This is a genomic window from Futiania mangrovi (genome assembly GCF_024158125.1).
Taxonomy (GTDB): Bacteria; Pseudomonadota; Alphaproteobacteria; order Futianiales; family Futianiaceae; genus Futiania; species Futiania mangrovi.
Genome location: NZ_JAMZFT010000003.1, coordinates 156,400 through 183,012 on the forward strand (window position 1 = coordinate 156,400; position 26,613 = coordinate 183,012).

General features: G+C 69.0%; 27 protein-coding genes and 1 pseudogene. 18 read left to right on the top strand and 10 right to left on the bottom strand.

Annotated features, from left to right (window positions below):
* Positions 1–58 precede the first annotated feature (58 nt).
* The 5 genes from NJQ99_RS13455 to NJQ99_RS13475 form a co-directional block, all read right to left on the bottom strand.
* The gene (locus tag NJQ99_RS13455; RefSeq protein WP_269333385.1) at positions 59–1,261 is read right to left on the bottom strand and encodes a pyridoxal phosphate-dependent aminotransferase; all 1,203 of its coding nucleotides are present in this window, start codon (positions 1,259–1,261) and stop codon (positions 59–61) included.
* 63 nt (positions 1,262–1,324) lie between these two features.
* Positions 1,325–1,927, bottom strand: coding sequence for an FMN-binding negative transcriptional regulator (locus NJQ99_RS13460; RefSeq protein ID WP_269333386.1), 603 nt, complete (start codon positions 1,925–1,927; stop codon positions 1,325–1,327).
* A 105-nt stretch (positions 1,928–2,032) separates the two neighbouring features.
* Entirely contained in the window at positions 2,033–2,530 is a 498-nt protein-coding gene (locus NJQ99_RS13465) for a GNAT family N-acetyltransferase (protein WP_269333387.1), read from the bottom strand.
* A gap of 222 nt (positions 2,531–2,752) precedes the next feature.
* Positions 2,753–3,199 carry a peptidoglycan-binding protein LysM gene (gene lysM / locus NJQ99_RS13470; protein WP_269333388.1) on the bottom strand — a complete coding sequence of 149 codons (447 nt, stop codon included), beginning with the start codon at positions 3,197–3,199 and terminating at the stop codon, positions 2,753–2,755.
* 138 nt (positions 3,200–3,337) lie between these two features.
* Entirely contained in the window at positions 3,338–4,033 is a 696-nt protein-coding gene (locus tag NJQ99_RS13475; protein ID WP_269333389.1) for a pyridoxamine 5'-phosphate oxidase family protein, read from the bottom strand.
* Positions 4,034–4,204: 171 nt separating this feature from the next.
* Here NJQ99_RS13475 and NJQ99_RS13480 point away from each other — a divergent pair, with 171 nt between their 5' ends.
* Positions 4,205–5,125, top strand: coding sequence for a hypothetical protein (locus tag NJQ99_RS13480; protein WP_269333390.1), 921 nt, complete (start codon positions 4,205–4,207; stop codon positions 5,123–5,125).
* 15 nt (positions 5,126–5,140) lie between these two features.
* Complete coding sequence (locus tag NJQ99_RS13485) at positions 5,141–5,680, top strand: DUF1499 domain-containing protein (RefSeq protein WP_269333391.1); 540 nt, start codon at positions 5,141–5,143, stop codon at positions 5,678–5,680.
* Positions 5,681–5,689: 9 nt separating this feature from the next.
* On the opposite strand, the gene NJQ99_RS13490 is transcribed toward NJQ99_RS13485, so the two are convergent.
* Positions 5,690–6,268, bottom strand: coding sequence for a CAP domain-containing protein (locus NJQ99_RS13490; protein ID WP_269333392.1), 579 nt, complete (start codon positions 6,266–6,268; stop codon positions 5,690–5,692).
* A 220-nt stretch (positions 6,269–6,488) separates the two neighbouring features.
* Between NJQ99_RS13490 and uvrB the strand changes: the two are divergent.
* From uvrB to NJQ99_RS13505, 3 genes and pseudogenes are all read left to right on the top strand, one after another.
* Positions 6,489–8,867, top strand: a pseudogene (gene uvrB, locus NJQ99_RS13495) (excinuclease ABC subunit UvrB); the annotation flags it as partial.
* A gap of 43 nt (positions 8,868–8,910) precedes the next feature.
* The gene (locus NJQ99_RS13500; RefSeq protein WP_269333393.1) at positions 8,911–9,606 is read left to right on the top strand and encodes a ribonuclease T2 family protein; all 696 of its coding nucleotides are present in this window, start codon (positions 8,911–8,913) and stop codon (positions 9,604–9,606) included.
* Between the two features lie 44 nt (positions 9,607–9,650).
* A complete protein-coding gene (locus NJQ99_RS13505) occupies positions 9,651–10,277 on the top strand; it encodes a glutathione S-transferase family protein (RefSeq protein ID WP_269333394.1) in 627 nt (208 codons plus the stop codon).
* Positions 10,278–10,283: 6 nt separating this feature from the next.
* Here the strand turns inward: NJQ99_RS13505 and NJQ99_RS13510 are convergent, their stop codons facing one another.
* Complete coding sequence (locus tag NJQ99_RS13510; protein ID WP_269333395.1) at positions 10,284–11,489, bottom strand: MFS transporter; 1,206 nt, start codon at positions 11,487–11,489, stop codon at positions 10,284–10,286.
* Between the two features lie 112 nt (positions 11,490–11,601).
* Complete coding sequence (locus NJQ99_RS13515; RefSeq protein WP_269333396.1) at positions 11,602–12,570, bottom strand: DMT family transporter; 969 nt, start codon at positions 12,568–12,570, stop codon at positions 11,602–11,604.
* A 365-nt stretch (positions 12,571–12,935) separates the two neighbouring features.
* On the opposite strand from NJQ99_RS13515, the gene NJQ99_RS13520 reads away from it, so the two are divergent.
* From NJQ99_RS13520 to NJQ99_RS13570, 11 genes are all read left to right on the top strand, one after another.
* Positions 12,936–13,937 (top strand): calcium/sodium antiporter, encoded by a 1,002-nt coding sequence (locus NJQ99_RS13520; protein ID WP_269333397.1) that lies wholly within the window; start codon positions 12,936–12,938, stop codon positions 13,935–13,937.
* Complete coding sequence (locus tag NJQ99_RS13525) at positions 13,934–14,692, top strand: SDR family oxidoreductase (protein ID WP_269333398.1); 759 nt, start codon at positions 13,934–13,936, stop codon at positions 14,690–14,692. The genes NJQ99_RS13520 and NJQ99_RS13525 overlap by 4 nt, the downstream gene beginning before the upstream one ends.
* Before the next feature lie 131 nt (positions 14,693–14,823).
* Entirely contained in the window at positions 14,824–15,243 is a 420-nt protein-coding gene (folB, locus tag NJQ99_RS13530; RefSeq protein WP_269333399.1) for a dihydroneopterin aldolase, read from the top strand.
* Between the two features lie 372 nt (positions 15,244–15,615).
* A complete protein-coding gene (uvrC, locus tag NJQ99_RS13535; protein ID WP_269333400.1) occupies positions 15,616–17,526 on the top strand; it encodes an excinuclease ABC subunit UvrC in 1,911 nt (636 codons plus the stop codon).
* Positions 17,527–17,676: 150 nt separating this feature from the next.
* The gene (locus NJQ99_RS13540; protein ID WP_269333401.1) at positions 17,677–18,042 is read left to right on the top strand and encodes a hypothetical protein; all 366 of its coding nucleotides are present in this window, start codon (positions 17,677–17,679) and stop codon (positions 18,040–18,042) included.
* A gap of 171 nt (positions 18,043–18,213) precedes the next feature.
* Entirely contained in the window at positions 18,214–19,437 is a 1,224-nt protein-coding gene (locus tag NJQ99_RS13545) for an OmpA family protein (protein ID WP_269333402.1), read from the top strand.
* A gap of 159 nt (positions 19,438–19,596) precedes the next feature.
* Complete coding sequence (gene pgsA / locus NJQ99_RS13550) at positions 19,597–20,193, top strand: CDP-diacylglycerol--glycerol-3-phosphate 3-phosphatidyltransferase (protein WP_269333403.1); 597 nt, start codon at positions 19,597–19,599, stop codon at positions 20,191–20,193.
* Positions 20,194–20,198: 5 nt separating this feature from the next.
* Positions 20,199–20,450 carry a molybdopterin converting factor subunit 1 gene (gene moaD, locus NJQ99_RS13555; protein WP_269333404.1) on the top strand — a complete coding sequence of 84 codons (252 nt, stop codon included), beginning with the start codon at positions 20,199–20,201 and terminating at the stop codon, positions 20,448–20,450.
* Positions 20,451–20,454: 4 nt separating this feature from the next.
* Positions 20,455–20,925 (top strand): molybdopterin synthase catalytic subunit MoaE, encoded by a 471-nt coding sequence (gene moaE / locus NJQ99_RS13560; RefSeq protein WP_269333405.1) that lies wholly within the window; start codon positions 20,455–20,457, stop codon positions 20,923–20,925.
* A gap of 92 nt (positions 20,926–21,017) precedes the next feature.
* Positions 21,018–21,914 (top strand): HupA family protein, encoded by an 897-nt coding sequence (locus tag NJQ99_RS13565; RefSeq protein WP_269333406.1) that lies wholly within the window; start codon positions 21,018–21,020, stop codon positions 21,912–21,914.
* Between the two features lie 218 nt (positions 21,915–22,132).
* Complete coding sequence (locus NJQ99_RS13570; protein WP_269333407.1) at positions 22,133–23,029, top strand: HupA family protein; 897 nt, start codon at positions 22,133–22,135, stop codon at positions 23,027–23,029.
* Positions 23,030–23,128: 99 nt separating this feature from the next.
* Here NJQ99_RS13570 and NJQ99_RS13575 read toward each other — a convergent pair whose 3' ends face one another.
* Positions 23,129–24,013 carry a branched-chain amino acid aminotransferase gene (locus tag NJQ99_RS13575; RefSeq protein ID WP_269333408.1) on the bottom strand — a complete coding sequence of 295 codons (885 nt, stop codon included), beginning with the start codon at positions 24,011–24,013 and terminating at the stop codon, positions 23,129–23,131.
* A 171-nt stretch (positions 24,014–24,184) separates the two neighbouring features.
* Between NJQ99_RS13575 and NJQ99_RS13580 the strand changes: the two genes are divergently transcribed.
* On the top strand, positions 24,185–24,715 hold the full coding sequence (locus NJQ99_RS13580) for a MarR family winged helix-turn-helix transcriptional regulator (protein WP_269333409.1): 531 nt from the start codon (positions 24,185–24,187) through the stop codon (positions 24,713–24,715).
* The gene (locus tag NJQ99_RS13585; RefSeq protein ID WP_269333410.1) at positions 24,712–25,431 is read left to right on the top strand and encodes a response regulator; all 720 of its coding nucleotides are present in this window, start codon (positions 24,712–24,714) and stop codon (positions 25,429–25,431) included. Before NJQ99_RS13580 ends, NJQ99_RS13585 begins: the two co-directional genes overlap by 4 nt.
* A gap of 112 nt (positions 25,432–25,543) precedes the next feature.
* On the opposite strand, the gene NJQ99_RS13590 is transcribed toward NJQ99_RS13585, so the two are convergent.
* Positions 25,544–26,422, bottom strand: a complete 879-nt coding sequence (locus NJQ99_RS13590; RefSeq protein ID WP_269333411.1) for a mechanosensitive ion channel family protein — start codon at positions 26,420–26,422, stop codon at positions 25,544–25,546.
* Between the last annotated feature and the right edge of the window lie 191 nt (positions 26,423–26,613).

The window sequence follows — 26,613 nt, forward strand, 5'->3', positions numbered from 1 at the left end:
TGGGTCCCCGGCACGGGGGCCGGGGACGACACACCTTTTCGATGCCGGTGCGTCCGCGTCAGCGCAGCGTGTTGCAGAAACGCTGGATGCGGGTGCAGGCCTCCTCCAGCGCCTCGGTCGAGGTCGCGTAGGAGATGCGGAAGTTCGGGCCGAGGCCGAAGGCCGAGCCGTGGACGACGGCGACGCCCTCGGCCTCCAGAAGCTCGGTCACGAAGTCCTCGTCCGTCTCGATCACCTTGCCGGCCTGCGTCTTCTTGCCGATCAGCCCCGCGCACGACGGGTAGACGTAGAACGCCCCCTCCGGTGTCGGGCAGGAGATGCCGGGCGCCTGGTTCAGCATGGAGACGACAAGGTTGCGCCGGTCCTCGAAGATCTTCCGCCGCTCGGCCAGGAAGTCCTGCGGGCCGTTCAGCGCCTCGACCGCCGCCCATTGGGTGATCGAGCACGCGCCCGACGTCTGCTGGCCTTGCGCCTTGTCCATCGCCTTGATGAGCGACAAGGGACCCGCAGCATAGCCGAGACGCCAGCCGGTCATGGCATAGGCCTTCGACACGCCGTTCATGGTCAGCGTGCGGTCGTAGAGCTTCGGCTCGACCTGCGCGGGCGTCACGAACTCGAAATCGCCGTAGCAGAGATGCTCGTACATGTCGTCGGTCAGCACCCAGACGTGCGGATGACGCAGCAGAACGTCGGTCAGCGCCTTGAGTTCCGCGCGCGAATAGGCCGCGCCCGACGGGTTCGACGGCGAGTTGAACAGGAACCACTTGGTCTTGGGCGTGATCGCGCGGTCGAGGTCTTCCGGCGCGAGCTTGAAGTCGTTCTCGAGCTTCGTGTCGACCGTCACGGGCGTGCCGCCGCACAGCGCCACCATCTCGGGGTAGGAGACCCAGTAGGGCGCGGGGATCACCACCTCGTCGCCCGGGTTGAGCGTGGCGAGGAAGGCGTTGAACAGCACCTGCTTGCCGCCCGTGCAGGCGATTACCTGGTCCGGCGTGTAGTCGAGGCCGTTCTCGCGCTTGAACTTCGCGGCGATGGCCTGGCGCAGTTCGGGAATGCCGGAGACGGGGGTGTACTTGGTCTCCCCCCGCTCGATCGCGGCGATGGCCGCCTGCTTCACGTTCTCGGGCGTGTCGAAATCGGGCTCGCCCGCGCCGAGCGAGATCACGTCGCGCCCCTGCGCCTTCAGATCGCGCGCCTTCTGCGTGACGGCGATGGTGGCGGACGGCTTCACGCGGCCGAGGGCGTCAGACAGGAAGGACATGGAGATTGCTCCGCTTCTGAAGAGGAAAAGCCGGGGGCGTTGTACGCCCGCTGGCGCGGCGCTTCAAGCGCCCTTGCCGGGACCCGGCGATGCAAGTTCGGGCAGGCGGGCGTTGACGGCGGCCCGGTCCTCCGCGCTCTTGTTCTGGCCAAGCTTGGCCTTGGCCTCCACCCGCTCGATCCGAAGCGCGAAGGGCACGATGCCGCGCAGCAGGCGGCTGTAATAGTCCGGGTCGGTGGCGGCGGGGGTCCAGCCGCCCTCCACTTCGAACATGGCAGCGAAGCCTTCCATCATCCGCGCGACGTCCGCCGGATCGGTCAGCGGTTCGAGATGGCCCGTGAGGTGCACGGCGCGATAGTTCCACGTCGGCACCTGGCGGCGCGTCTCCCGGAAACTCGGGTACCAGAGCGGGCTCACATAGGCATGCTCGGCGGCGAAGATCGCGAGCGCGGGCCGCCCGTCGGCGTGCGCCCCTTGCGGATTGGGCCGGGCGAAATGGCCGAGCAGGCGCCCGCCGTCCAGCGGGCCGTCCAGCATCAGCGGCAGGTGCGTGGCGACGGGCACGCCGCCCTCGCCCGCGGTGACCAGCATGGCGAAGGCGTTGGCCGCGACGAGGGCCGCGATCTCCGCGCGGTCCTCGAGCCGGAAATGTTCAGGTACGTACATGGGCACCCCCCTCTTTGCGCGCGCTGGCGCAAGGAGCGAGTATGCGCTCAGTCCGCCCGCGATCAAGCGGGGCGAGCGCGCCCCGAAGGCGGAGAGGACGCGCCCTCAGAGGGCCCGCGCGAGATAGCGCACGGTGCGCGCGCCGTTCTTGATGGTCGCGCGCCCGACCTCGGCAAAGCCCAGGGCCGCGTGGAAGGCGTCGGACTTCGGGTTCGGCGGCACGAGATTGACTTCGCAGGTCGCGAGATGGTGGCCGTTGGCGCGGCCCCAGGCGAAGAACGCCTCGTAAAGCGCCCGGGCAAGCCCCTGCCCGCGCGCATGGGGCGCGGTCACGATGCGGTCGATGTAAAGGAAATGCGGCTCGCGCGCGCGGAACCAGCCGTAGTTCACGCTGTCGTAGTCGGCATGTTCGTCGAGGCCGATCAGCAGCGCGTCGGGCGGCTGCCCCGGCGCGCCGATCATGCGCGCAAAGGCGGCGGTGGCGACGAGGGCGCGCAGGCTGCCGGTATCGAGGCGGGAGGTTTCCGCCTCGAACGCATTGTTGAGCGCGAGCAGGCCGTCGAGGTCGCCCTCCCCGATTTCCCGGATCGCCGGTGCCGCCATGCCCCCTCGCCCCCTTGTGCCGGTTCGTGTCTCGGCCGTCTTGAAGCACGTGCGGCGGAGGCGGCGCAAGGACGGGGGCGAGGCGTTGCCGGGGCCTCGCCATAAACACGGCCGCCCCGCGCATGGGCCCTCGGGACAAGCCCGAGGGCGACAGAGGTTATTGAACCGTCATCCCCGGGCTTGTCCCGCGGACGACGGAGTGTGATGGGACGATCGGTACCTTCAGCCGAGCGGCGGGATGCGCAGCACCCAGCCCGGCTGGATGAGGTCGGGGTTCTTCACGGGCGGCGTGTTGGCCTTCACGATCTCGGTGTATTTCGCGCCCTTGCCCTTGCCGTAATGCGCCTCGGCGATCTTCCAGAGGCTGTCGCCCTTCTGCACGGTGTAAAACACAGCCTCCGGCGCCGGCGCCTCGACCGCGAGCGCGGAGGTGTCGACGGCCGCGATCCCGGCGGTGTTGCCCAGCGCGAGCACGATCTTCTCCGCCTCCTCCTGCGTCGGCGCGCGGCCCGCCAGCTTCACCGTGTCACCCTCGACAGCGACCTCGATCCCGTCGGCGGCAAGCCCGTGGTCGGCCACGGACTTCTTCAGATCCTCAGGCGTCGCGGCCTCCGCCGACCCGCCGAAAAGCTTCGCACCGGCTTCCTTGATGAAGCTGAACAGACCCATGGACGCATATCCTCCCAGCACATGCGGACACGCCGCAGCGCCGCCCGCGTCATGAACACGACGGTGGCGAGGCTACAACGCTCATTGCGCGCATGAAAAGGGGATAACTCTCCCTGTGGGAGAGCTTCCGCGCCGCGGTCAGCGCCCCGAAAGCAGGCGGCGGATGGAGGGCGGAACCTCCACCCCTTCGACCAGGCGGCCGTCGTCGAGAGGCTGGCCGAGCGCGGTGACGACGGGAATCACGCCGCCCCAGGCCTGCGTGCCGTAGTCCGCTTCGTCCTCCACAGGCCCGCCCGCGCGAACCTTGGCGGAGGCCGCCTCGATCTCCACCGCGACGACGGCGGTCTGCTTCAGCTCGGTATCGAAGGGGGCGCGCAACTCGTCCCAGCGGCCGGGAATGAGATGGTCGGTGAGGAGCGTCATGGCGCGGGTGCGCCCCTCCTCGTCCTCGATCACCGTCCCGCTGCCGTGCACGACGACGGAGCGGTAGTTCATGCTGGAATGAAAGGCGGAACGCGCGGCCACGATGCCGTCGACATGGGTGACGGTCACGCAGACGGGCGCGGGCTCCCGAAAGACGCGCATGAGGCGCGTGGTGCGCGCGCCGTGGAGATAGAGCGTCTCTCCGTCCCGGGCGTAGATCATCGGGATCACGACGGGCCGTCCGTCCTCCACGATGCCGACATGCGCCACGAGACCGGAATCGAGGATCGCGTGGACCGTATCCCGGTCGTAGACCGCGCGCTTGTCGACGCGGACCCGGTTGCGGCGGCTTACGGGATAGCTACCGCCGGCTTCGGGCGGCGTAGCGCCGGTTTCGGGCTGATCGGTCATGGCGGGATGCCCCCTTGCATATCCGGGGGTCATGCGGCACTCCGCCCCCCTCTCTCTCGCGCGCAACTATGCGCGAAGGGCCCGCCCGCCGGAACCCCCACCGGCGCATGTGCGCCCGGGCGCATCCTGCAGGTCTTTTTCCCGCCGCTGGCTTGCCCTAGGCTGGCATCCATGACCATGCGCCACACCCCTCTTGCCCGCCTCGCCGGCCTTGCCGCCGTTCTGGCCGCCGTGCTGGCCGCCGCCTGCACACAGCCAGGGAGCCTGGCCCTGCCGGAAGCCCCCGCCCCGCGCGCGGAAAGCCCCGCAGTCCCGCCGCCGGGCCAGATCGACCGGGTGAGGGTGAGCCGCCTCTACGCCGCCGACGCAGGCCAGGTACAAGGCATGATGCGCCGCTTCGACGGGCTGGAGCCGGAAATCCTGCGCCGCGTGCGGGTGAACGAGGTCGACCTGCTGCTGGCCTCGCCGGAAGGCCGCCGCTACCGGGAGGAGCCGTTCCACAAGGCGCTCGCCGTGGCCGAACCGCCCGAGACGTGCCCCGTCATCGCCGTCTCCACCGGCGCGGAAAGCCCGCGCGCGGCGGTCGGCACGGCGCTGTCGCAGTGCCTTGCGGCGGTCGCGCCGCTCAACCGGGCGCGCGGGACGGACTGCGGCTGCGAGGTGGTGGCGATCGACACGGCGCTGCTGGTCGAGCCGGAGGCCCTGCCCTACCGCGACCGGCTGCAGGCGCACCTCGTCCGCCAGGCGCGCAACGGCGGGATGCTGAACCGCCAGGTGCTGATCGCGAGCGTGACGACAGAACCCCCGGCACACGCGATCCGGCTTTCCACCGCGCGCGGCGAGACGGTGTGCACCGGCGAGATGACGGACGGCGCACCGGGCGAGGCGAAGATCGCGCTGGACTGCCCCGATCTCGGCGGACGCCTGACGGGCGACATGCGGGTCGAGGGCTTCCGCGACGGGCGGCCCTATGGTGCGGCGCTCCTCTCGGGTGCGGGCGGGCGTGTGGCGCTCTTCCTCGGCTATTCGGAGACGGAATACCGGGAGGCGCGCGCGTCCCTGCTGCCGCGCCTGCTCGCCGCGGCGCGCTGAGATGGGAGCGGAGCAATGCAAAGGCGGCGGTTCCTGCGGGCGGGCGGGCTGGCGCTCGCGGCCATGCTGCTTGCAGCCGGGATCGTGGCCGTGACGCCCGGCGCACGCGCCTGGATATGGGCCGCGCTGTTCGGACCGCCGGACCTGGGCGCGGTAGACTTCAGGACGCTCGAACGCCCGGGGACGCCCAACGCCTGGCTCGTCTGCCCGAAGGATCATTGCCCGGCCGCACAGGCCGATGCGGCGGCGCCGGTGTTCGCGGTCGCGGCGCCGGTGCTGTTCGCCGCCGTGCGGGAGGCCGCGCGGGCCGAACCGCTGACGCGGGAGGTGGCGGCGGACGAGGCCGCGGGCACCTTGCGCTTCGTCACGCGCACGCCGCTGATGCACTATCCTGACACGGTGAGCGTGGAGGTGCTGGACCTGGGACCGGAGCGGTCGACGCTCGCCCTCTACAGCCGCTCGCAGATCGGGCGCAGCGATTTCGGCACGAACGCCAGGCGCGCCGGACGCTGGCTCGCGCGCCTGAAGCAAGCGCTGCCGGTGGCGGAGGAGTGAAGGCTCCCCTCAGCGGCGCCAGGCCGGGCGGCCGATGCGGCTGGAGACGCGCTGGACCATGCGCAGATTGTCGGTGCCGAGGTTGAGCGCCCAGAAGTGCCCGCGGTCCGGGTCGCAGACATAGCCGATGCCGGCCTCGGTCACGTCGGCAAGCTCCATGTTGCGGCGGTGGCTCGGGCTCTCGATCCAGCCGCGCACGATGCCGGCGGGGGTGGCGTAGTTCCAGCCGACGTTCTCGGCGCGCGCATAGCCGGAATAGCCCACCTTCTCGATCCGGTCGACGAAGGTCTCGCCCTGCGCGCCATAGTGCGAGAGCACGCTGCGCTGGGCGAGGTCGGCCACGTGCATCATCGCCGCCGCAGTCAGGCGCGGCTCGAGATGCACCGGGCCGAGACCCTGTGCGGCACGGTATGCATTGATCTCGTCCACGACGGCCTGGGCGAGCGCGGGATCGACGGCCGGCTGCGCGCAATGTGCCGGGCTCGCCACGGGAATTTCGCTCGGCCGGGCCCCGGCGTCGCCCGACCCCAGCGACAGGACAGACAGGACAAGGGCACCGGCGATGAATGTCTTCTGGATCACGCTCATGGGAGAGAGCGTGCCAGTGAGGTTTTAATTGGCGCTTTACAGAACTGGTTAAGCGTTTTTGTGAAAATGCGTTAGTATAAATTCTTATTTACCTAAATTTTTATATGAATTTTTGCGGTGTGCGCGGGACCTTGCCTCCAACCCCCGTCATCCCCGCGCGTTTGCCGTCTTCTCATTCTCCCGTCATCCCCGGGCCCGTCCCGGGGATCCATGAACACAAAGGGTTGCGGAAGGGGGCCGAACGGTCGCGGCCGCCTCCCTCACGAAGCGGACGCCCCGGGCATGGGCCCTCGGGACAAGCCCGAGGGCGACGGCGCTGACGGGGACGCCCCCGCCCTTCCCTTCGCGCCAGCGGGCGGCCATATTGCGGGCCATGGCCGATCTCGCACCGCACGTGGACCCCGCGCTCTGGATTCCGCACCGCCCGGAACGCCCCGACAAGATCGAGGGCGGCAAGCGGCTGGTCATGCAGACCGAGTACCAGCCCGCAGGCGACCAGCCGGCGGCGATTGCGGAGCTTGTGGAGGGCATCGGCGCGGAGGAGCGCGACCAGGTGCTGCTGGGCGTCACCGGCTCGGGCAAGACCTTCACCATGGCCAAGGTGATCGAGGCGACGCAGCGCCCGGCGCTGATCCTCGCGCCCAACAAGACGCTGGCGGCGCAGCTCTACGAGGAGTTCAAGCGCTTCTTCCCCGAAAACGCGGTCGAATACTTCGTCTCCTACTACGACTATTACCAGCCGGAAGCCTATGTCCCGCGCACGGACACCTATATCGAGAAGGAATCCTCGGTCAACGAGCAGATCGACCGGATGCGCCACTCGGCCACGCGGGCGCTGCTGGAACGCGACGACGTGATCATCGTGGCGTCGGTGTCGTGCATCTACGGCATCGGTTCAGTCGAGACCTATTCGTCCATGACGCTGGACGTGAAGACGGGCGAGACCATCGGCCAGCGCGACCTGATCGCGGGCCTCGTCAGCCTGCAGTACAAGCGCAACGACGCAGCCTTCCAGCGCGGCACCTTCCGGGTGCGCGGCGACGTGATCGAACTGTGGCCGGCGCACCTGGAGGACGCGGCGTGGCGCTTCTCCCTCTTCGGCGACGAGATCGAGGAGATGGTGGAATTCGACCCGCTGACGGGGAAGAAATACGGCAGTTTCGAGCGCACGCGCATCTATGCGAACTCGCACTACGTCACGCCGCGCCCGACGCTGCAGCAGGCGATCAAGCAGATCAAGGTCGAGCTGAAGCAGCGGCTGGCGGAACTGGAGGCGGACGGCAAGCTGCTGGAAGCCCAGCGCCTGGAGCAGCGCACCAATTTCGACGTGGAGATGATGGAGGCGACGGGGTCCTGCGCGGGGATCGAGAACTACTCGCGCTACCTCACGGGCCGCAAGCCGGGCGAGCCGCCGCCCACCCTGTTCGAATACCTTCCCGACGAGGCCATCGTCTTCGTGGACGAAAGCCATGTGACCGTGCCGCAGATCGGCGGCATGTACCGGGGCGACTTCCGGCGCAAGGCGACGCTCGCGGAATACGGCTTCCGCCTGCCGTCCTGCATCGACAACCGGCCGCTGAAGTTCGAGGAGTGGGACGCGATGCGCCCGCGCTCCGTCTTCGTGTCGGCGACGCCGGGGCCGTGGGAGATGGAGCGCACGGGCGGCGTCTTCACCGAGCAGGTGATCCGCCCCACCGGCCTGATCGACCCGCCCATCGACATCCGCCCGGTGGCGAGCCAGGTCGACGACCTGCTGGCCGAAGCGCGCGAGGTCGCGGCGCACGGCGGGCGCGTGCTGGTCACGACGCTGACCAAACGCATGGCGGAGGATCTGACGGAATACCTGCACGAGCAGGGCGTGCGCGTGCGCTACATGCACTCCGACATCGACACGCTGGAGCGGATCGAGATCCTGCGCGACCTGCGGCTGGGCGCGTTCGACGTGCTGGTCGGGATCAACCTGCTGCGCGAGGGCCTCGACATCCCGGAGTGCATGCTGGTCGCCATCCTCGACGCCGACAAGGAAGGCTTCCTGCGGTCGGAAACCTCGCTGATCCAGACGGTCGGGCGCGCGGCGCGCAATGTCGACGGGCGCGTGATCATGTATGCCGACAAGGTGACGGGCTCCATGGAGCGCGCGATCGCGGAGACGAACCGGCGGCGCGAGAAGCAGGTGGCCTACAACGCGGAGAACGGCATCACGCCGCAGTCGGTGCGCCGCGCCATCGCCGACATCATGGACAGCGTCTACGAACGCGACCACGTGCAGGTGGATTTGCCCTTCGCCGACGCGGTGAAGGAGATCGCGGGCGGCAAGGGCGCCAAGGGCAAGACGCCGAAACCGGGCGAGATGGGCCACAACCTGCGCGCCCACATCGAGGAGCTGGAAAAGCGGATGCGCGCGGCCGCCGCCGACCTGGAGTTCGAGGAGGCGGCCCGCCTGCGCGACGAGATCAAGCGGCTTGAGGCGACCGAGCTTGCCATCGCCGCCGACCCGTTCGCGCGGCAATCGTCGGTGGAGGCGGCGGCATCCGAAGGCAAGCGCTCCTCCGCCGGCAAGCCGAAGGGCGCCAAGGGTCGCCCCGCGCGGCGGCGGTGAGCGGGGCGCGCCGCGTCTGAAGTAGCGTTTGGGGGGAAGCGACATGGCGAGGCGGGGCAAGCGGGCGCTGGCGGGGGTTGCGGGCGTGCTGGCGCTGGTGCTGGCGGTTGCGGGCGCGCTTTTCGAGACGGGCACGGAGGAGGCGAAGGCGGAACGGCCCGACGCCTATGTGCTCGCGCTTTCCTGGTCGCCGTCCTATTGCCTCGACGAGGGGGCGGACGACCGCGACCAGTGCGGGACGCGCAGGCCGCGCGCCTACAGCTTCGTGACGCACGGGCTCTGGCCGCAGGGCGACGGGGGCAATGCGCGGCTCGCATATTGCGAGAAGCCCGCGCCCTGGGTCGGCGAGGACGTGATCGCCGAGGTGCTCGACACCATCCCGACGCGGCGGCTGGCGCTGCACCAGTGGCGCAAGCACGGGACGTGCAGCGGGCTGGACGCGGCGGCCTATTTCGACCTGACGGAGACGGCACGCGCCCGCATCCGCATCCCCGACGCGATGCAGCGCCCGACGGCCCCGGTTGTGATGAGCCAGCGCGAGGCGGTCGAGGCCTTCGTTCGCGTCAACCCGGACCTGCCCGCCAACGCCATCGTGCTGGATTGCGGAAACCGCACCGGGCAGGCCAGACTGCGCGAGGTGCGGTTCTGCCTCGACGGATCGCTCGCCCCCCGCGCCTGCACGCGGGCCGAGCGGACGTCGTGCCGGGCCGACACGCTGATCCTGCCGCCCGTGCGCTGAGGCGCGGGCAGCCAGCCAACAGATGAAACAGGGATGACCCGAGCATGACGAAAACGATGATCCTGCGCTCCGCCCTGCCCTCGCCCTTCGGCCGCAAGGTGAAGATCGCGGCGAAGGTGCTGGGCCTGTGGGACGAGATCGACCTGAAGCTGGCCGACACGACGGACCCGGCGGACGACCTGCGCAAGCAGAACCCGCTCGGCAAGATCCCGACGCTGATCCCGGACGGACACGCGCCGATCTACGATTCCGCGGTCATCATGGCCTATCTCGACGCGCGCGCGGGCGGCGCGAAGATCATCCCGGCGGATGCCTCCAAGTGGGACGTGCTGACGCTGGAGGCGCTGGCCGACGGCATGATGGACGCCGCCATCCTGCAGGTCTACGAGAAGCGGTTCCGGCCGGAAGAAATCCGCCACGCGCCGTGGGTCGGCTACCAGGCGGACAAGGTGACGCGCGGGCTCGACTACCTCTCGGAGAACCTGGGCCGCGTGGGCGAGGTCGAGGGTCTGCCCAACGTCGGGCAGATCACGACGGCGTGCACGCTGGGCTACCTCGACTTCCGGTTCGAGGGGGCGTGGCGCACGGTCTATCCGACGCTGGTCAGCTGGCTCGACCGCTTCGACAAGGCGGTGCCGGCGTTCGCCGAAACCGCGCCCCCAAAGGCGTGAGGATGCCTACTTCTTCTTGCCGAGGCGGAAGACCTCCGGGCTCGTCCGGTTGAAAACGCGGAACGGCGCGCGGGCCTCAGGGTCGGCCCGCGTCGCCATGCGCCAGGCAGCGTAGACGAGCAGCAGCCCGTGCAGCACGCTTGTATAGGTGAAGAAATAGGGCGCGCCGAACCGCTCGATCACCAGCGAGGCGACCAGCGGCCCCACCGACGCGCCGATGGAAAAGCACAACAGAAGCCCCGCCGACACCATCACGTAATCGGCCGGCGTCGCCCGGTCGGCGGCGTGCGCGATGGAGAGCGAATAGAGCGGCATGGCAAACGCGCCGAACGCGAAGGAGCCGGCGTAGAGCAGCAGCACCTCGCCCGGCACGGCGAAGGAGAGCCACAGCCCCGCGAGCATCGTCGCCCCCGTCGCCAGCACCAGCACGCGGCGGCGGCCGAAGCGGTCCGACAGCCAGCCGAGCGGAATGGGCGTCAGCGCGCCCGCGACGATCGCCGCGATCATGAAGACGGCGATGCCTTCGAGGTCGAGCCCCATCCCCTCCGCATAAAGCGGGCCGACCTGCCGGAACGCACCGTTCGTGAGGCCGAGCGTCACGCACCCCGCCGCGGCGAGCGGCGAGATGGCCACGACCTTGCGCAAATCGAGGCGCGTATCCTCCGGCGGGGCGGGCGCGATCTCGCGGGTCAGCGCCACGGGCACCAGCGCGAGGCAGTAGAGCATGGCGATGATGGCGAAAAGCTCGAACCCCGCAGGACCCACCAGCGGCAGCAGAAGCTGGCCCGCCGTCACGCAGCCGAGGTCCACCATGCGGTAGACGCCGAGGACGCGGCCGCGACGCCCGGGCTCGGCGCGCGCGTTGAGCCAGCTTTCGATCACCATGGAAAGCCCGGCGCTGCAGAACCCCACCGCGAACCGCGCCGCGAGCCACACGGCCGGAACCGGCGACAGCGCGTGGAAGAGCGCAGCGGAGGCGGCGATGGCCGCGAGCGCGGCGAAGGCGCGGATGTGGCCCGCGCGCTTGATGATGCGCGCGCCGAAGACGCAGCCGCCCATGTAGCCGATGAAGAAGGCCGAGCCGAAAAGACCGATCAGCGCGGGCGAAAACCCCTCGATCCGGCCGCGGATCGGCACGAGCGTGCCGAGCAGGCCGGAGCCCGCGAGAAGGATGCCCGCCGAGGCGAGAACGGGAACGAGCGTAAGCCACATGGCGTGAGACGATCCTGAAGGCGGCGCACGGGGCCGGCGCGCCCGACACGCCGGGTGCGCGCGACCGACGATGCCGCAAGCCTCACTCCCCGGCAAGCGGCGAGAAGAGGCGTCAGCGCAGGCGCTTTCGGCGCGTCGTGATGAGGATGCCGCCGATCACGAGGACGAGGCCGATCCCGTGCGAAGGCAGGAACCGCTCCCCCAGGAAGACCACCGCGAGGAAGGAGCCATAGAGCGGAATCAGGTGGAAGAAGACGCCCGCGCGGTTCGCCCCCACCATCTCCACCCCGCGGTTGTAGCAATAATAGGATACGACCGAGGGAAAGACCGCGACATAGAGGACGGTCAGCGCCGCCCCCGTCGAGGCGGCGATCACCAGCCCCGTCGACCATTCCCACAGCATGACGGGGAAAAGCTGCATGGCGCCGATCACGAAGGTGACGAGCATGAAGCTCCACGGGTCGACGGCAGGCCGGAGCCGAAGGAGCGCAGTGTAAGCGGCATAGATCACCACAGCTGCCAGCATCCAGAGGTCGCCGGCGCGGAACTCCAGCGCGGCAAGCCGCGACCAGTCGCCGTCCGACACGATCACGAGCACGCCCGTGAAGGAAACGCAGAAGCCGAACGCCTGGCGCAGCGTCATCCGCTCCCTGAACACGAGGAAGGTGACAAGGCCGATGAAGACGGGCGTCGCCGACTGCGTGATCGTCACATTGAGCGCCGTCGTGGTCTGAAGCGCGCGGTAGAGCATGGTGTTGAAGAGCCCGACGCCGAGGGCTGCCAGCAGCAGCACCGTGCCGAAGCGCGCCTTCATCGCGGGCCAGTCGCGCGCGACCGGCGGCCGGATCACGAGCCAGACGAGCAGCGCGGCCAGCGACCAGCGCAGGAAGGCGAGCGTCACCGGCGGCACGTCGAACCGCGCCGCCCGGCCGATCACCGCGTTTCCCGCCCAGAAGAGGGTTGCGAGCGACAGCAGCAGATAGGGCATGTCGGCAATGCGCGCGAGACCGCGGCGCGGGGGCTGGCCGTCCCCCGCCGTGCCTCCGCCCGCGGGCGGTGTCCGATCCTCTGCGCTGCGCATGCCGGGTCGCGCCTTCCCTTCCTCGCTTCCCACGCAAAGCGCGGGCGCCTTCCTCTAGCCGGTTGCGCGGGGGCAAGTAAACGCACGCGCGGGGGCGGACAGCCATGCGAGGGGGCGTGGCGCCGCCTTCGCGTGTGCTTGCCGACGCCCCGGTCATGGGCCCTCGGGACAAGCCCGAGGGCGACACAAATTTCGATTCCATCATCCCCCGGGCATGGGTCCCCGGCACGGAGGCCGGGAACGACGGGGGCAGCGACGGCGGAAGAAGCGGCCCGAGGGCTTTCCCCCCCGGACCCGCGCGCCTATATAGCCGACCCAAGACCGCCATCCCGCACGAGCCCCGAACAACGGAGCACGACACCCAAATGTCCTACCTGATGGTTGCCGGCGGCCTTGTGTTGCTTACCCTGTGCGGCGACTTCCTCGTGCGCGGTGCAGCAGCACTGAGCCTGAAGCTTCATATTCCGCCCCTGATCGTCGGCCTGACGGTCATCGCGTTCGGCACCTCGGCCCCGGAACTGTTCGTGTCGGTGGGCGCCGCGCTCGGCGGCTATCCCGGCATCGCCATGGGCAATGTCATCGGGTCGAACATCGCGAACGTGCTGCTGGTGCTGGGCGTGCCGGCGCTGATCATGCCCATCGCCTGCCACCAGGCGGGAGTCACGGCCAATGCGCTGGTCATGCTGGCGGCGAGCCTGCTGCTGATCGCGCTGGCGTTCACCGGCGCGATCGGCCTGTGGCAGGGCCTCGTCCTGCTGCTGGCCATGACGGCCTTCGTCGGCTGGACCATCGCGACATCGCTCGCCCACCGGCGGGAGAAGAAGGCGGCGCTGGCCAACGGCAACGCGAAGGACGAGCTGGGCGACGACGTCGACCCCGACAGCCTGCCGCAAGGCTGGCCGAAGATCTGGGCGCTGACGCTCGCCGGCCTGATCGGCCTGCCCATCGGCGCGGAACTGCTGGTCACGGGCGCGGCCGACATCGCGCGCGCCTTCGGCATGAGCGACGCGGTGATCGGCCTGACCCTGGTCGCGGTCGGCACGAGCCTGCCGGAGTTCGCGGCCACCCTGATCTCGGCCATCAAGCGACACACGGAAATGGCGATCGGCAACGTGATCGGGTCCAACATCTTCAACATCCTGCTGATCCTGGGCACGGCGGGCGTCGCAGCCCCGCTGGGCGGCAAGGACATCCCGGTCACGCCGGAGATGCTGACCATAGACCTTTGGGTGATGCTCGGCGCGGCCCTGATCGTCGTGGGCGCCGTGCTGATCCGCCGCCCGATCGGGCGCGTGGCGGGCGTCGGCATGTCCGCGGTCTATGCGGCCTATGTCTGGTTCCTGCTGGCGACCGGGGGCATGACGTGAGCGGCGCGGCACTCGTCACCGGCGCGGGCGTCCGCATCGGGCGCACCATCGCAGAGGCGCTGGGCCGCGACGGCTTCGCGGTCGCCGTGCACTATCGCGGGTCGGCGGACGCGGCGGAGGACACGGCGGCGGCGATCCGCGCCTCCGGCGGCAGGGCCGCGACCGTACAGGGCGACCTCGGCGATCCGGCGGACGTGGACACGCTGGTCGCGCGGGCGGCAGAGGCGCTGGGCACCCCCCTCACCTGCCTCGTCAACAATGCGAGCGTGTTCGAGGACGACCGCGCGGGCACGGTGACGCGCGAGACGTGGACCCTGCACATGGACGCGAACCTCTATGCGCCGCTGATGCTGGCGCAGGCGTTCGCCGCGCAGCTTCCGGAGACCGCGGAAGGCAACATCGTCAACATCATCGACCAGCGGGTCTGGGCGCTGACGCCGAAGTTCCTGAGCTACACGCTCTCCAAGGCGGGCTTGTGGACGCTGACGCAGACGCTGGCGCAGGCTCTCTCCCCCCGCATCCGGGTGAACGGCATCGGCCCTGGCCCCACCTTGCGCAACGCGCGCCAGTCGGAGGAAGACTTCGCCGCACAGGTCGAGGGCGTCCTGCTGAAGCGCGCCACCGACCCGGAAGAGATCGCCAACGCCGTGCGCTTCCTGATCGCCACGCCCTCGCTCACGGGGCAGATGCTGGCGCTGGACGGCGGGCAGCACCTGGGCTGGGAAACGCCCGACGTGAAGGACGTGACCGAGTAGAACGCCGCACATCGTGCGCGCATGGCCGCTTTTGAGTGTTGCGCAGACGCGCGCGCGGGGTCACATAGGAGCAGGCCGCACCCGGGCAGGGCAGGCCCTCGACGCCAACGGCCACGAGGCGGGCACCATCCGTGACGAGTAATGTGCACCACCTGAAGATCGCAGACGCCGACCGCGCGATCCGGCATGTCTTCGTCCGCGACCTGCGGCTCGACGCCAGCATCGGCGTCTACGCCCACGAGAAGCAGAACGCCCAGCCGGTCGTCATCAACATCGACCTGACGGTGCAGGAAGGCGTCACGACTTCAGACGACGACATCCGCAACGTGGTCTGTTACGAGACGGTCGTGAACAAGGTGAAAGCCGTGCTGGCCGATGGCCACATCCACCTGGTCGAGACCATGGCGGAGGCGATCGCGCATCGCTGCCTGGAGGACGCCCGCGTCGAAGTGGCCCGCGTGCGCGTGGAAAAGACCGCTGCCATCGCGGAAGCCGCGAGCGTCGGCGTGGAGATCGAACGCCGCCGGACCGGCCGCACGGGCCCGCTCTGACCCGCCCCGCGCGCGGCCGGCCCGTTAACCGCACCAAGACCCGTTCCGGGACGCAGCACGTGCGATTCCGTGCGATTCATGACACAACTTGTACACATGGCCGCAACCCGACATGAAACCGTCACACCTCCGCCCGACAGCCGCGGATCGGCAAGGCACCGTGACTCGGGACAGCATTTTGTATCGTGAAATCAATGCCTTGGTTTTTGACTAATTTTTGTGCAATCCGCTCGTCAGCCAATGAATCCGGGCGGTCTCGCACTTGTCCGGGCGATTGCCCACAGAGTTTTCCACAGGAATCGTGGATGGCGCGAAAAAGCCTCGCGCCTACATCGTTTTAACCCGATTCGTGCAACGGACTTGACCGGGACGATGGTTCAGGACAGCCCCGAAAAGACCACCCGGACGCCACACGCAAAGGGTGCAGACGCAGCGCCTGCGCCCACCGGGCCGGAGGTCATCAAGGACTATCTGGCGCGCCTGCCGGGGGCGCCCGGCGTCTACCGGATGCTCGACGCGAAGGGCCAGGTCCTCTATGTCGGCAAGGCACGGAACCTGAAGGCGCGGGTGTCGAACTACGCCCGCTTCGGCGGACACAACAACCGCATCGCGCGGATGATCGCGCAGACCGCCTCGATGGAATTCGTCACGACCCAGACGGAGACCGAGGCGCTGCTGCTGGAAGCGAACCTCATCAAGCGGCTGAAGCCCCGCTTCAACGTGCTGATGCGCGACGACAAGTCGTTCCCCTATATCCTCGTGCGCAAGGACCACCCCTTCCCGCAGATCCTGAAGCACCGCGGCGCGCGCTCGGTGCCCGGCGACTACTACGGGCCCTTCGCAAGCGCGGGCGCGGTCAACCGCACGCTCAACACGCTGCAGAAGGCGTTCCTGCTGAGAACCTGTACGGACGCCGTGTTCGAGAGCCGCACCCGGCCCTGCCTGCTCTACCAGATCAAGCGGTGCGCGGCGCCGTGCGTCGACAAGATCGGCGCCGAGGACTACGCCCGGCTGGTCGAGGAGACGCGCGACTATCTCGACGGGCGCAACAGCCAGGTGCAGGCGGCGCTGGCCGAAGAGATGGAGGCCGCGGCAGAGACGCTGGAGTTCGAGCGGGCGGCCGCGCTGCGCGACCGCATCCGCGCGCTGACCGCAATCCAGGCACACCAGGGCGTCAACCCGCGGGGGTTGGCGGAGGCCGACGTCTTCGCCATCGCGCAGGACGGCGGCGAGGCGTGCGTGCAGGTGTTCTTCTTCCGCGCCGGGCAGAACTGGGGCAACCGCGCCTATTTCCCACGCGCGGACAAGGAGCAGGAGGCGGCAGAGATCCTGGAGGCTTTCCTCGGCCAGTTCTACGACGACAAGCCGGCACCGAAACTCATCCTGCTGTCGCACGAGATCGAGGGCGCGGACCTGATGGCGGAGGCGCTGAGCCTGCGCGCGGGCCACAAGGTCGCGCTCGCCGCCCCCAAACGCGGCGAGAAACGCGAGGTGGTGGCGCAGGTCGCACAGAACGCGCGCGAGGCGCTGGCCCGCAAGCTGGCGGAAAGCGCAAGCCAGGCGCGCCTGCTCGACGGCGTGGCCGAGGCGTTCGGCCTCGACACCGCGCCGCGCCGGATCGAGGTATACGACAACTCCCACGTCTCCGGCACGAACGCGGTCGGCGGCATGATCGTCGCCGGACCCGACGGCTTCGAGAAGAAGCACTACCGCAAGTTCAACATCAAGGACGCGGCCACGGCGCCCGGCGACGACTACGCCATGATGCGCGAGGTGCTGACGCGCCGCTTCACCCGCCTGCTGAAGGAGGACGAGGCGCGCGACAAGGGCCTCTGGCCGGACCTGGTGCTGGTCGACGGCGGACAGGGGCAACTGGGCGTGGCCACGCAGGTGATGGCCGACCTGGGCGTCGAGGACGTGACCGTCGTCGGCGTCGCCAAGGGCCCCGACCGGGACGCCGGCCGGGAACGCTTCTTCATGGCGGACCGCCCGTCCTTCATGCTGGAGCCGAAGAGCCCCGTCCTCTACTACCTGCAACGCCTGCGCGACGAGGCGCACCGCTTCGCCATCGGCGCACACCGGCAGAAGCGGTCGAAGGGGATCGGGGCCACGCCCCTCGACGAAATCGACGGGATCGGCGCGCGCCGCAAGCGGGCGCTGCTCAATCATTTCGGATCGGCGCGCGCGGTTTCGCGGGCAGGCCTCGCCGACCTGGAAGCGGTCGAGGGCATCTCCCAGACGGTCGCGAAGCGCATCTACGACTTCTTCCACCAGAGAAGTTGACGTTACGTCACTTGGATACTTATTTTCACTTACCCTATCCTGGGTGACAGTTCCGGCGTGTTACGGACTCCCCTTGCCGATACATGACCTATATTTTCTTCCGATCCGCGAACCGAATCCGACGAGGTTTTGCGAAATTGGGAGCGAACGATGGACGCGACAGAGGGGAAACTGCATCTCGTCTATGCCCTGACCGGCCATCTGCCGAAGTACATCGGCTGCATGTCCGTACCCGAGGGGCAGATCGTGCCGGCAATCTTCGAGCGGGTGTTCGGTCCGGCCACCGAGGCCGAGTGCACGGTCTGGATCGCGGAGAACTGTACGCCCCCGCTGCCGGAATATCTTCGGCTCGTACCGGGGGGCATGGTCAGGCAGCCGATGCTCGTCAGCGAACTGACAGGCCGTCCCTTGCGCATCTACACGAAGGGCGAACCGCTGAGCCAGGACTACCGGCCGGAGCGGATCAGCGTCGAGCTGGACACCGACGGCCTGATCCTGCGGCTCTGGGCGGGTTGAGCCCGACGCCAGCACTTTTCAGCACAGCTTCGCCCGCACTGTCCCGTTTTGCGCCAGGGCGTCCGCCCCCATCCCGATCGGACCGCCCGGATTCCGGGCCGGACAGCTGGCACGGTTCTTGATTGTTTCTTCCGCGAGACGACCGTTGTTGCGTTGCGGATGGAGTTGATCATGGACAGGTCGCACTGGATGAAGACGTGGCGTCTGGAACGCCAGTTCCAGGAGCGTGTGGCGGCCCACTACGCCGCGAAGGGCACCCGGAGGCGCGCACCCCAGGCACAGGGCACGGGCGCGACATTGGCGCGAGATGCCCGCCGGGCCTTCCTGCTCGCCTTCTCCGGCATCTTCGTGACCGCCTGCGCCGGCATGGGCCTGAGCGACCCGCGGATGAACACCGTCATCGCCAGCGACCCGTTCGGACGCGCGCTGCAGGAACGCTATCTCGCGCTCTCGGAAGCCGAATTCCAGCGCGGCGACTATTTCGACAGCGACATCTTCGCCAATCGCGCCATCGCCGCGGGCTTCGGCAAGCCCGGCCTGCCGGAGGAAGTGTTCGCCCGCGCCCTCTCGCGCGAGCAGATCGCCGAGGCCGAGGGCATGCGCAAGCGCCTGATCGCCGCCATCGACGCAGGCGCCCGCAAGGACAATCCCGCGCTCGCCGCGGATGCCCAGACCGCCTTCGAATGCTGGCAGGAAGAGGCGGAAGAAAACCGGCAGCCGGAGAAGATCGCGGCCTGCAAGGCGCGCTTCGAGACGGCCATGGAGACGCTCGCAAAGGAGAACTGGCGCGTGGCCGACGCGCTCTCGCCCATCGTGCGCACGGGCCGGATCACCGAGGCGCGGGACGTGCGCGCGGGCCTGCCGCCGCTCGGCGCCCCGATGCCGGGCTATGCAATGCCCCAAAAACCGCTGCCCGAGGCACTTCCCGGCATGATGCCGGCGCGCGATGCCCGCCGCATGGCAGAGACCGGCCCCGCGGCGGGCGCCCCCGCCCCCCTCGTCGCCTCGGCGCGCGAACGCACGCGCCTGGGCCTCGAGGAGGTAGCGCGGCAGACCGCGGCGCCGGGCGGCAAGCGCTTCACGGTGTTCTTCGACCTCGACGCCGACACGGTGACGCTGGAGGCCGAGGAGGTGCTGAGCGAGATCGCGCGGATCCTGCGCGAACGCCCCGATGCGCGCATCCAGATCCGCGGTCACGCCGACCGCGTGGGGGCAGACATCTACAATTACGCGCTGTCGCTGCGCCGGGCCTACAATGTGCGGGCGGTGCTCGCGGCCATGGCGGGCGGTCTGCAGGCCGACGTGCAGGGCCTCGGCGAAAGCAACCCGGCGGTCAATACCCGCGACGGCGTCGCCGAAATCCTGAACCGGCGGGTGGACATCGTGCTGCTCTAGACGACCCCTTTCATCCATCCCCGGCGGAGCGTTCCCTCTCCCACCTCGTCGCAGGGCTCCGCCGCACCTCGGCGCGGGATATTTCCCGCGCCGGTTTCTTTTTTGCGCCCTTCGGACGGCGTGACAGGCCGGGCGTTCCGTGCGAGAACCGCAGGCAAGATGCTCTACAGCCTGCCAAACCTCCTGACCTATGGCCGCATCCTGGCCGTCCCGGCGGTTGCCGTGCTGCTCTACTGGAGCACCGGACCGGCGCGCTGGGCTGCGCTCGCGCTGTTCGTCGCGGCGTGCATCACCGACTATTTCGACGGCTACCTGGCGCGGGCCTGGAACCAGACGTCCGCACTCGGCCGGATGCTCGACCCGATCGCGGACAAGCTGCTGGTGGGTGCGGTGCTGATCATGCTGGTCCATGACAGGACCATCGCGGGCGCCGACGTGTTCGCCGCCGTGCTGATCCTCAGCCGGGAGATCCTCGTCTCCGGCCTGCGGGAGTACCTGGCCGGCACACGGGTCAGCGTGCCGGTGACCTGGCTCGCAAAGTGGAAGACCGCGGTGCAGATGGTGGCGCTGGGCCTGCTGGTCGCGGGGCCGGAGGGCGACCGGCTGGTGCCGGGGGTGACCGATGCCGGCATCGCGGGTCTGTGGGTCGCCGCTGCCCTTACGCTCTACACGGGCTATGATTACATGCGGTCGGGTCTCGCCCACGTCTTCGCGCAGGACGAGGCCACGAGACCGCAAGGCACACCAGGAGAGTGAGACCCATGCGCGTGCTCTATTTCGCATGGCTGCGGCAGAAGATCGGCACCGGCGAGGAGACCGTCTCGCCACCCGCCGGTGTGCGCACGGTGGGCCAGCTCGCGGCCTGGCTCGCGGAGCAAGGCCCGGGATACGCGGAAGCCTTCGCCGACCCGGCCCTGATCCGCGCCGCCGTCAACCAGACGCACGCCGACCCCGACGCCGCCGTCGCGCCGGGCGACGAGGTCGCGTTCTTCCCGCCCGTGACGGGAGGCTGAGGCGATGCGCGTGCGCGTGCAGAGAGAGGACTTCGATCCTGGCGCGGAAATCGCGGCGCTGACCGACGGGCGGACTGACATCGGCGCGGTGGTCAGCTTCACCGGCCTTGTGCGGGCGCGCAACGAGGCGGCGGGCGTCGCGGCCATGACGCTCGAACACTATCCCGGCATGACGGAGCGGGAACTGGAGCGGATCGTGGCGCAAGCGGAAGACCGCTGGCCGCTGCAGGGCGTGCGGGTGATCCACCGCTACGGAACGCTCTACCCCGGCGACCGGATCGTGCTGGTGGTGACGGCCTCGGCACACCGGGCGGCGGCTTTCGAGGCGGCGGATTTCCTCATGGACTATCTGAAGACGCGCGCGCCGTTCTGGAAGCTGGAAGACCGGGAGGATGGCCAGACCTGGGTCGCCGCCCGCGACAGCGACGACACCGCAGCGGAGCGTTGGCGCAACACACCCCCGGAAAGTGCATGACGCGCTGGCCCATCTCTTGCACAGAATTGCATAAATCTGGGAAATGAATTCCAGAGCGTCAGAATGACACCCGATTCGGGAGAGATTGTGCCATGTCCATCCGCCGCATGCTTGCCACGACCGCCGCGCTGACGGCGCCGCTTCTCCTCGCAGCCTGTGGCGGCGGGGGCGGCGGCGGGGGCGGCCTTGGGGTCAACACGCCCCTCGACCAGGTCACCTTCCTGCAGATCTACAACTCGTCGAACACCTATCTGTCGCGCTCTGCCGGCGGCGGGTTCCAGTCGACGATCTCCTCGCCGAACACGACGAACCGCGTGACGGTCGGCGCCAACTACAGCCAGTTCCGCGTGCAGGCGGAGACGGTGAGCTCGTTCACCGCGCCGGGTGCGATGGACCGCACCTTCCTCGCGGGCGACCTGGTGGCCACGGTTGGCGACACCCGCGTCTACCAGAACACCGACGGCACGCTCAATTACGAATGGCGGGTGCGCCTGCCCGGCCGCGACGCGGACGCCCTGCCGGAGCATGTGGCCTTCGGCCGCTGGACCCGCGCAGATGCGCTGGGGAACCGCGACACGGGCTTCCTGGTGTTCGGACAGGTGGCACCCGGCACGGACGTGCCCGCGGCGGGCACCGCGACCTACACCGGCGTCGCCGAAGGCGTCCGCGACCGCGCGGGCTTCGCCGCGGAAGCGCTGACTGGCACGTCGACCGTGGCCGTCAACTTCGGCACGGGCACCGCCAACCTGACGATCGACTTCACCGGCTCGCCCTTCGGCGCGACGATCACCGGCACGTCGAACGACGTCACCGCGGGGTCGAGCGTGTTCTCCGGCACGGCGGCGGGCGGCGGCTATAGCGGCAGCTTCACCGGCAACTTCTTCGGACGCACCGACGTCGGAATCGACGGGCCGGAGGAAGTGGGCGGCGTGTTCCGCCTGATCAACGCCACCGACTTCGTCTATGGCGGCTTCGCGGGCGAGCAATAAGCCGCAGAGAACCGGAATACCGGAAACGGGGCGCCAGCCGGCAAGGTTGGCGCCCCTTTTTCTTGTCATGCACGATCCGCCGGCGAAGCTGCGCGATGTCCTCCCCCTGTTCCGGCCACCCCGACACCAACTTCCCCCGCGCAAAACTCCAAAATTTCGAATAGTTTTATGAAAACGGTCTCGAATCGGTGGGCGAAAGCCCGGTCGGGGGGGAAAACATGGGACATCGCAGAGCCGTTCACGCAATTGCCGCGGTTGCGGCACCGCTTCTTCTGACCGCGTGCGGCGGCGGGAGCGCCGGTGATTTCGTCAACCTGACGACACCGCTCGACCAGATCGGAACGATCCAGATCTATACGCCGGCCGCGGTCTATTTCAGCCGCGACCAGGCGGGAACGACCTTCCGGACAGCGCAATCGGCGAGCGGCGGCAACAACCGGGTGACGGTCTTCTCCAACTACAGCGGCTTCCGGGTCGAGGCGGAAACGCCCGGCACGCTGATCGCGTCGAGCGCCATCGACCGCACCTTCCTGGCGGGCGACCTGGTGGCCGACGACGGCACGCGGCGGACCTATACGGACGCAAACGCCGCCTTCGATTTCGAATGGATCGTGCGCCTGCCCGGCCGCGACGTCGACGCCCTGCCCGAGCATGTCGCCTTCGGCCGCTGGTCGCGGGTCGAACGGTCAACGGGCAGCCGGGACCGCGGCTACCTGGCATTCGGTCTGCTGGCCCCGGCCATCGACGTGCCGGGCGCGGGCACGGCGACCTATACGGGCGTGGCCGAGGGCCTGCTGGACGTCGCAGGCGTGGAGACCGACCTGACCGGCACCTCGACCGTGGACGTGGACTTCGGACTCGGCACCGCGGCGCTGACGCTGGACTTCAGCGCCACGCCCTGGGCACGCGCGCTGACCGGCGCGTCGACCAATGTCGCGGCGCGCAACAACGCCTTCAGCGGCACGCTCGCGAGCGGCACCTACACCGGCACGTTCAACGCGAACTTCTATGGCCGCGCGGACCCGGCCCAGACGGGACCGGAGGAAGTGGGCGGCGTCTGGAGCGTGACCGACGGCAACGCCTTCGCGCAGGGCGCCTTCATCGCGGAGCAATAGCCCCCTACCCCCCGGTGCCTTCGCCGCAAAACGCCAACGCCCCCGCCCGGAGACCCGGACGGGGGCGCGGAACGGGATTGGCCGCGAGGACGGAAAGCGTCAGGCCGCCATGCGCTGGCGCACCGCGCCGTCATAGTCGGCGACGAGGGCGCGGACGATCTCCCCCACCTCGAAGCTGTAGGGGCCGATCTGCGAGACGGGCGTCACTTCCGCCGCGGTGCCGGTCAGGAAGCACTGCTGCATCCCCTCAAGCTCCTCCGGCATGATTGCGCGCTCCACCACCTCGATCCCGCGGGCCTTCGCAAGCCCGATGACCGTGCGGCGCGTGATGCCGTCGAGGAAGCAGTCCGGCGTCGGCGTGTGAATGACGCCGTCCTTCACGAAGAAGATGTTGGCGCCCGTCGCCTCAGCCACGCGGCCGCGGTAGTCGAGCATCAGCGCGTCGGCAAAGCCCTTCGCCTCCGCGGCATGCTTCGACAGCGTGCAGATCATGTAGAGCCCCGCCGCCTTCGCCGCCGACGGCGCGGTGTCGGGAGCCGGACGGCGCCACTGCGAGACGTCGAGACGGATGCCCTTCATCCGCTGCTCAGGATCGAAATAGGACGGCCACTGCCACACCGCGATGGCAACATTGATCCGTGCGACCTGGGCGGAAACGCCCATCATCTCCGACCCGCGCCAGACGATGGGGCGGACATAGGCGTCGGCGAAGCCCTGCGCCGCGACGGTCTGGGCCTTCGCCCGCTCGATCTCGTCGACCGTGTAGGGAACGGACATGCCCATCAACTCGGCAGAGCGGAACAGACGCTCCGTATGCTCCCGGCTCTTGAACACGACGCCGCCGTACACCCGCTCGCCCTCGAATACGGCACTCGCATAGTGCAGGCCGTGCGTGAGCACATGCACCTTCGCATCCCGCCAGGGAATGAGGGCGCCGTTCAGCCAGATCTGGCCGTCCCGATCATCGAAGGGAACGAGCGACATTTTCGGGTTTCCCCCTTGCTTTCCAAGCCGCGGACCCGCAGAACAACTGCGCTGCGGGCGCCTTGGGCGTTTCCGATAAGGTTTACGTTTGTTTCCTGCCAACGCCGTGTCACGAACGTTTATGTCGCCGGACACTTGCAATCGGTAACATTCCGAGGAAAATAAGTCAACATGGCTGACTTAAAGAAACCGCCCGTCCCTTTCTCCTCCCGCACCGACGCCGCGGGACAGAATTTGCTGTATTTACGGGACGAAGAGCTGCGGCAGGGGATCGAACTTCTGTATTTCGCATACCGGGCATTCACCTCGGACCCGGATGCGATTCTTGCAGAGCACGGTTACGGGCGCGCGCATCACCGCGTCATCCATTTCGTGAAGGCAAGACCCGGCTTGTCGGTGGCGGAACTTCTGCAGATCCTTAAGATCACGAAGCAATCGCTCTCGCGCGTGCTGAAGCAACTGGTCGAGGACGGCATGATCGAAAGCCGCCAGGGCCGCGACGACCGGCGCAAGCGCATCCTGCGGCTGACGCCCGCGGGCGAGACGCTGGCCGCGCGCGTCGCCGCGATCCAGCGCGAGCGTGTCGCCCGCGCCTACCGCCAGGCGGGGCCCGAGGCGGTCGCGGGCTGGCGCAAGGTGCTGGCGGGCCTCCTCGACGAGGAGGAGCGCGAGACGATCCTCGACTTCGTGAACCGGCGGTGAGCGCGGTGAGCGCGGGCCTGGACGAGCGGCACATCCTCGTCGTCGACGACGACCGGCGCATCCGCACGCTGCTGGAACGCTTCCTGCGCGACAAGGGCTACAGGGTGAGCGCGGCCGCCGACGCCGCGGAGGCGCGCACGCTGATGAAGGCGCTGGCCTTCGACCTGATCGTGCTCGACGTCATGATGCCGGGCGAGGACGGCTTCGCGCTGACGGGCGCGATCCGGGCCGGCGCGACGGGGACGGCGCGCGACGTGCCCGTGCTGCTGCTGACCGCGCGCGGCGAGGTGGAGGACCGGATCGAGGGCCTCTCGCACGGGGCGGACGACTATCTCGCAAAGCCGTTCGAGCCGCGCGAACTGCTGCTCCGGCTGGGCGCGATCCTGCGCCGGACGGAAGCGGCGGGCCCGCCGCGCGGGGAGCGGGTGGCGCTGGGGCCGATGGCGTTCGAGCCCGCAAGCGGGCGCCTGACGCGCGGCGCGGAAGAAATCCACCTGACCGACGGCGAACGCGCGCTGCTGGCCGCGCTGGCGAGCCGCCCGGGGGCGGTGTTCAGCCGCGCCGCCCTGATCGAGAGGATGGGCGCGGACGCACGCGACGACCGCGCCGTGGACGTGCAGGTCACGCGCCTGCGCCGGAAGATCGAGACCGATCCCCGCCGCCCGCGCTATCTCAAGACGCAGCGCGGCGAGGGCTATGTGCTGGTGCCGGACTAGGACCAGGAACCCGCGCCCTCAGGCTCCGGCTGATTCAGGAGGAGGTAGCCTCCGGCCGATTCAGGAAGAGGTCGCCTCCGGCCGATTCAGGAAGAGGTCGCCTCCGGCCGATTCAGGAAGAGGTCGCCTCCGGCTCCGGCTCCGGCATCCGGCCGCCGCGCACGGTCAGCACCTGCTGCGGGAACGGGATCGAGATGCCGGCGGCGTCGCAGCGTTCCTTGAGCCGCTTGGTGATGTCGAAGTAGGCCGGCCAATAGTCCGCCGTGGTTGCAAACCCGCGCACCGCGATGTCGACGGAGGACGCGCCCAGCGCCTTCACGGCTACCACGGGCGCAGGCTCGGCGAGGATGCGCGGGTCGCCCTCCATCACGTCGCGGGCGAGCGCGATCGCCTTGTCCATGTCGTCCTCGTAGTCGATGGAGAGCGTGAGGTCGAGCCGGCGCGTCGGGTTGCGCGAGTAGTTGGTGATGACCTGCCCGAAGATCGCGGAGTTCGGGACCGAGATGTAGACATTGTCGGCGGTCGCAAGCTCGGTCGTGAAGAGGTCGATGGACTTCACGGTGCCGGAGGTGCCCGCGGCTTCCACGAACTCCCCCACCTTGATCGGCCGCAGGATCAGCAGCATCACGCCCGCCGCGACGTTCGACAGCGTGCCCTGCAACGCGAGGCCGACAGCGAGGCCCGCGGCGCCGAGGACGGCAATGAGGCTGGCGGTCTGCACGCCGAACTGGTTGAGCACCACGATCAGCGTGACGAGCAGAACGCCGTAGCGCACCACGGAGCCGAGCACGGGGCGGATCGTCTCGTCGAGGCCCGCGCGGGCCAGCGCGCGCTGCACGCCACGCTTGGCCCAGCCGGAAATGATCCAGCCGCCGATCAGTATCAGGACGGCGCCGACGATGCTCAGCCCGTATTGCACACCCATCTCGACGAGACGGGCGGTGAGCGCCTCCATCTCCTGAAGGTTCAGGGCGTTGGTGATGCTGTCCATGAAACACGAACTCCTTGGCTTTTGCGGCCGAGTATACCCCGGCAGTTCCCTTGAGGGATAAGTTGGGAGCCGGGCCGGGGCAAGGCCCGCCCTGCCACAGCCCGCGTTCACCACCCGCCCCGCCTTCGTCGCCGGCGGCAGGCACTCTCCGCCGAAAGCCGTCTTGCGCGCCCCAGCCCGGCGCGTCAGGA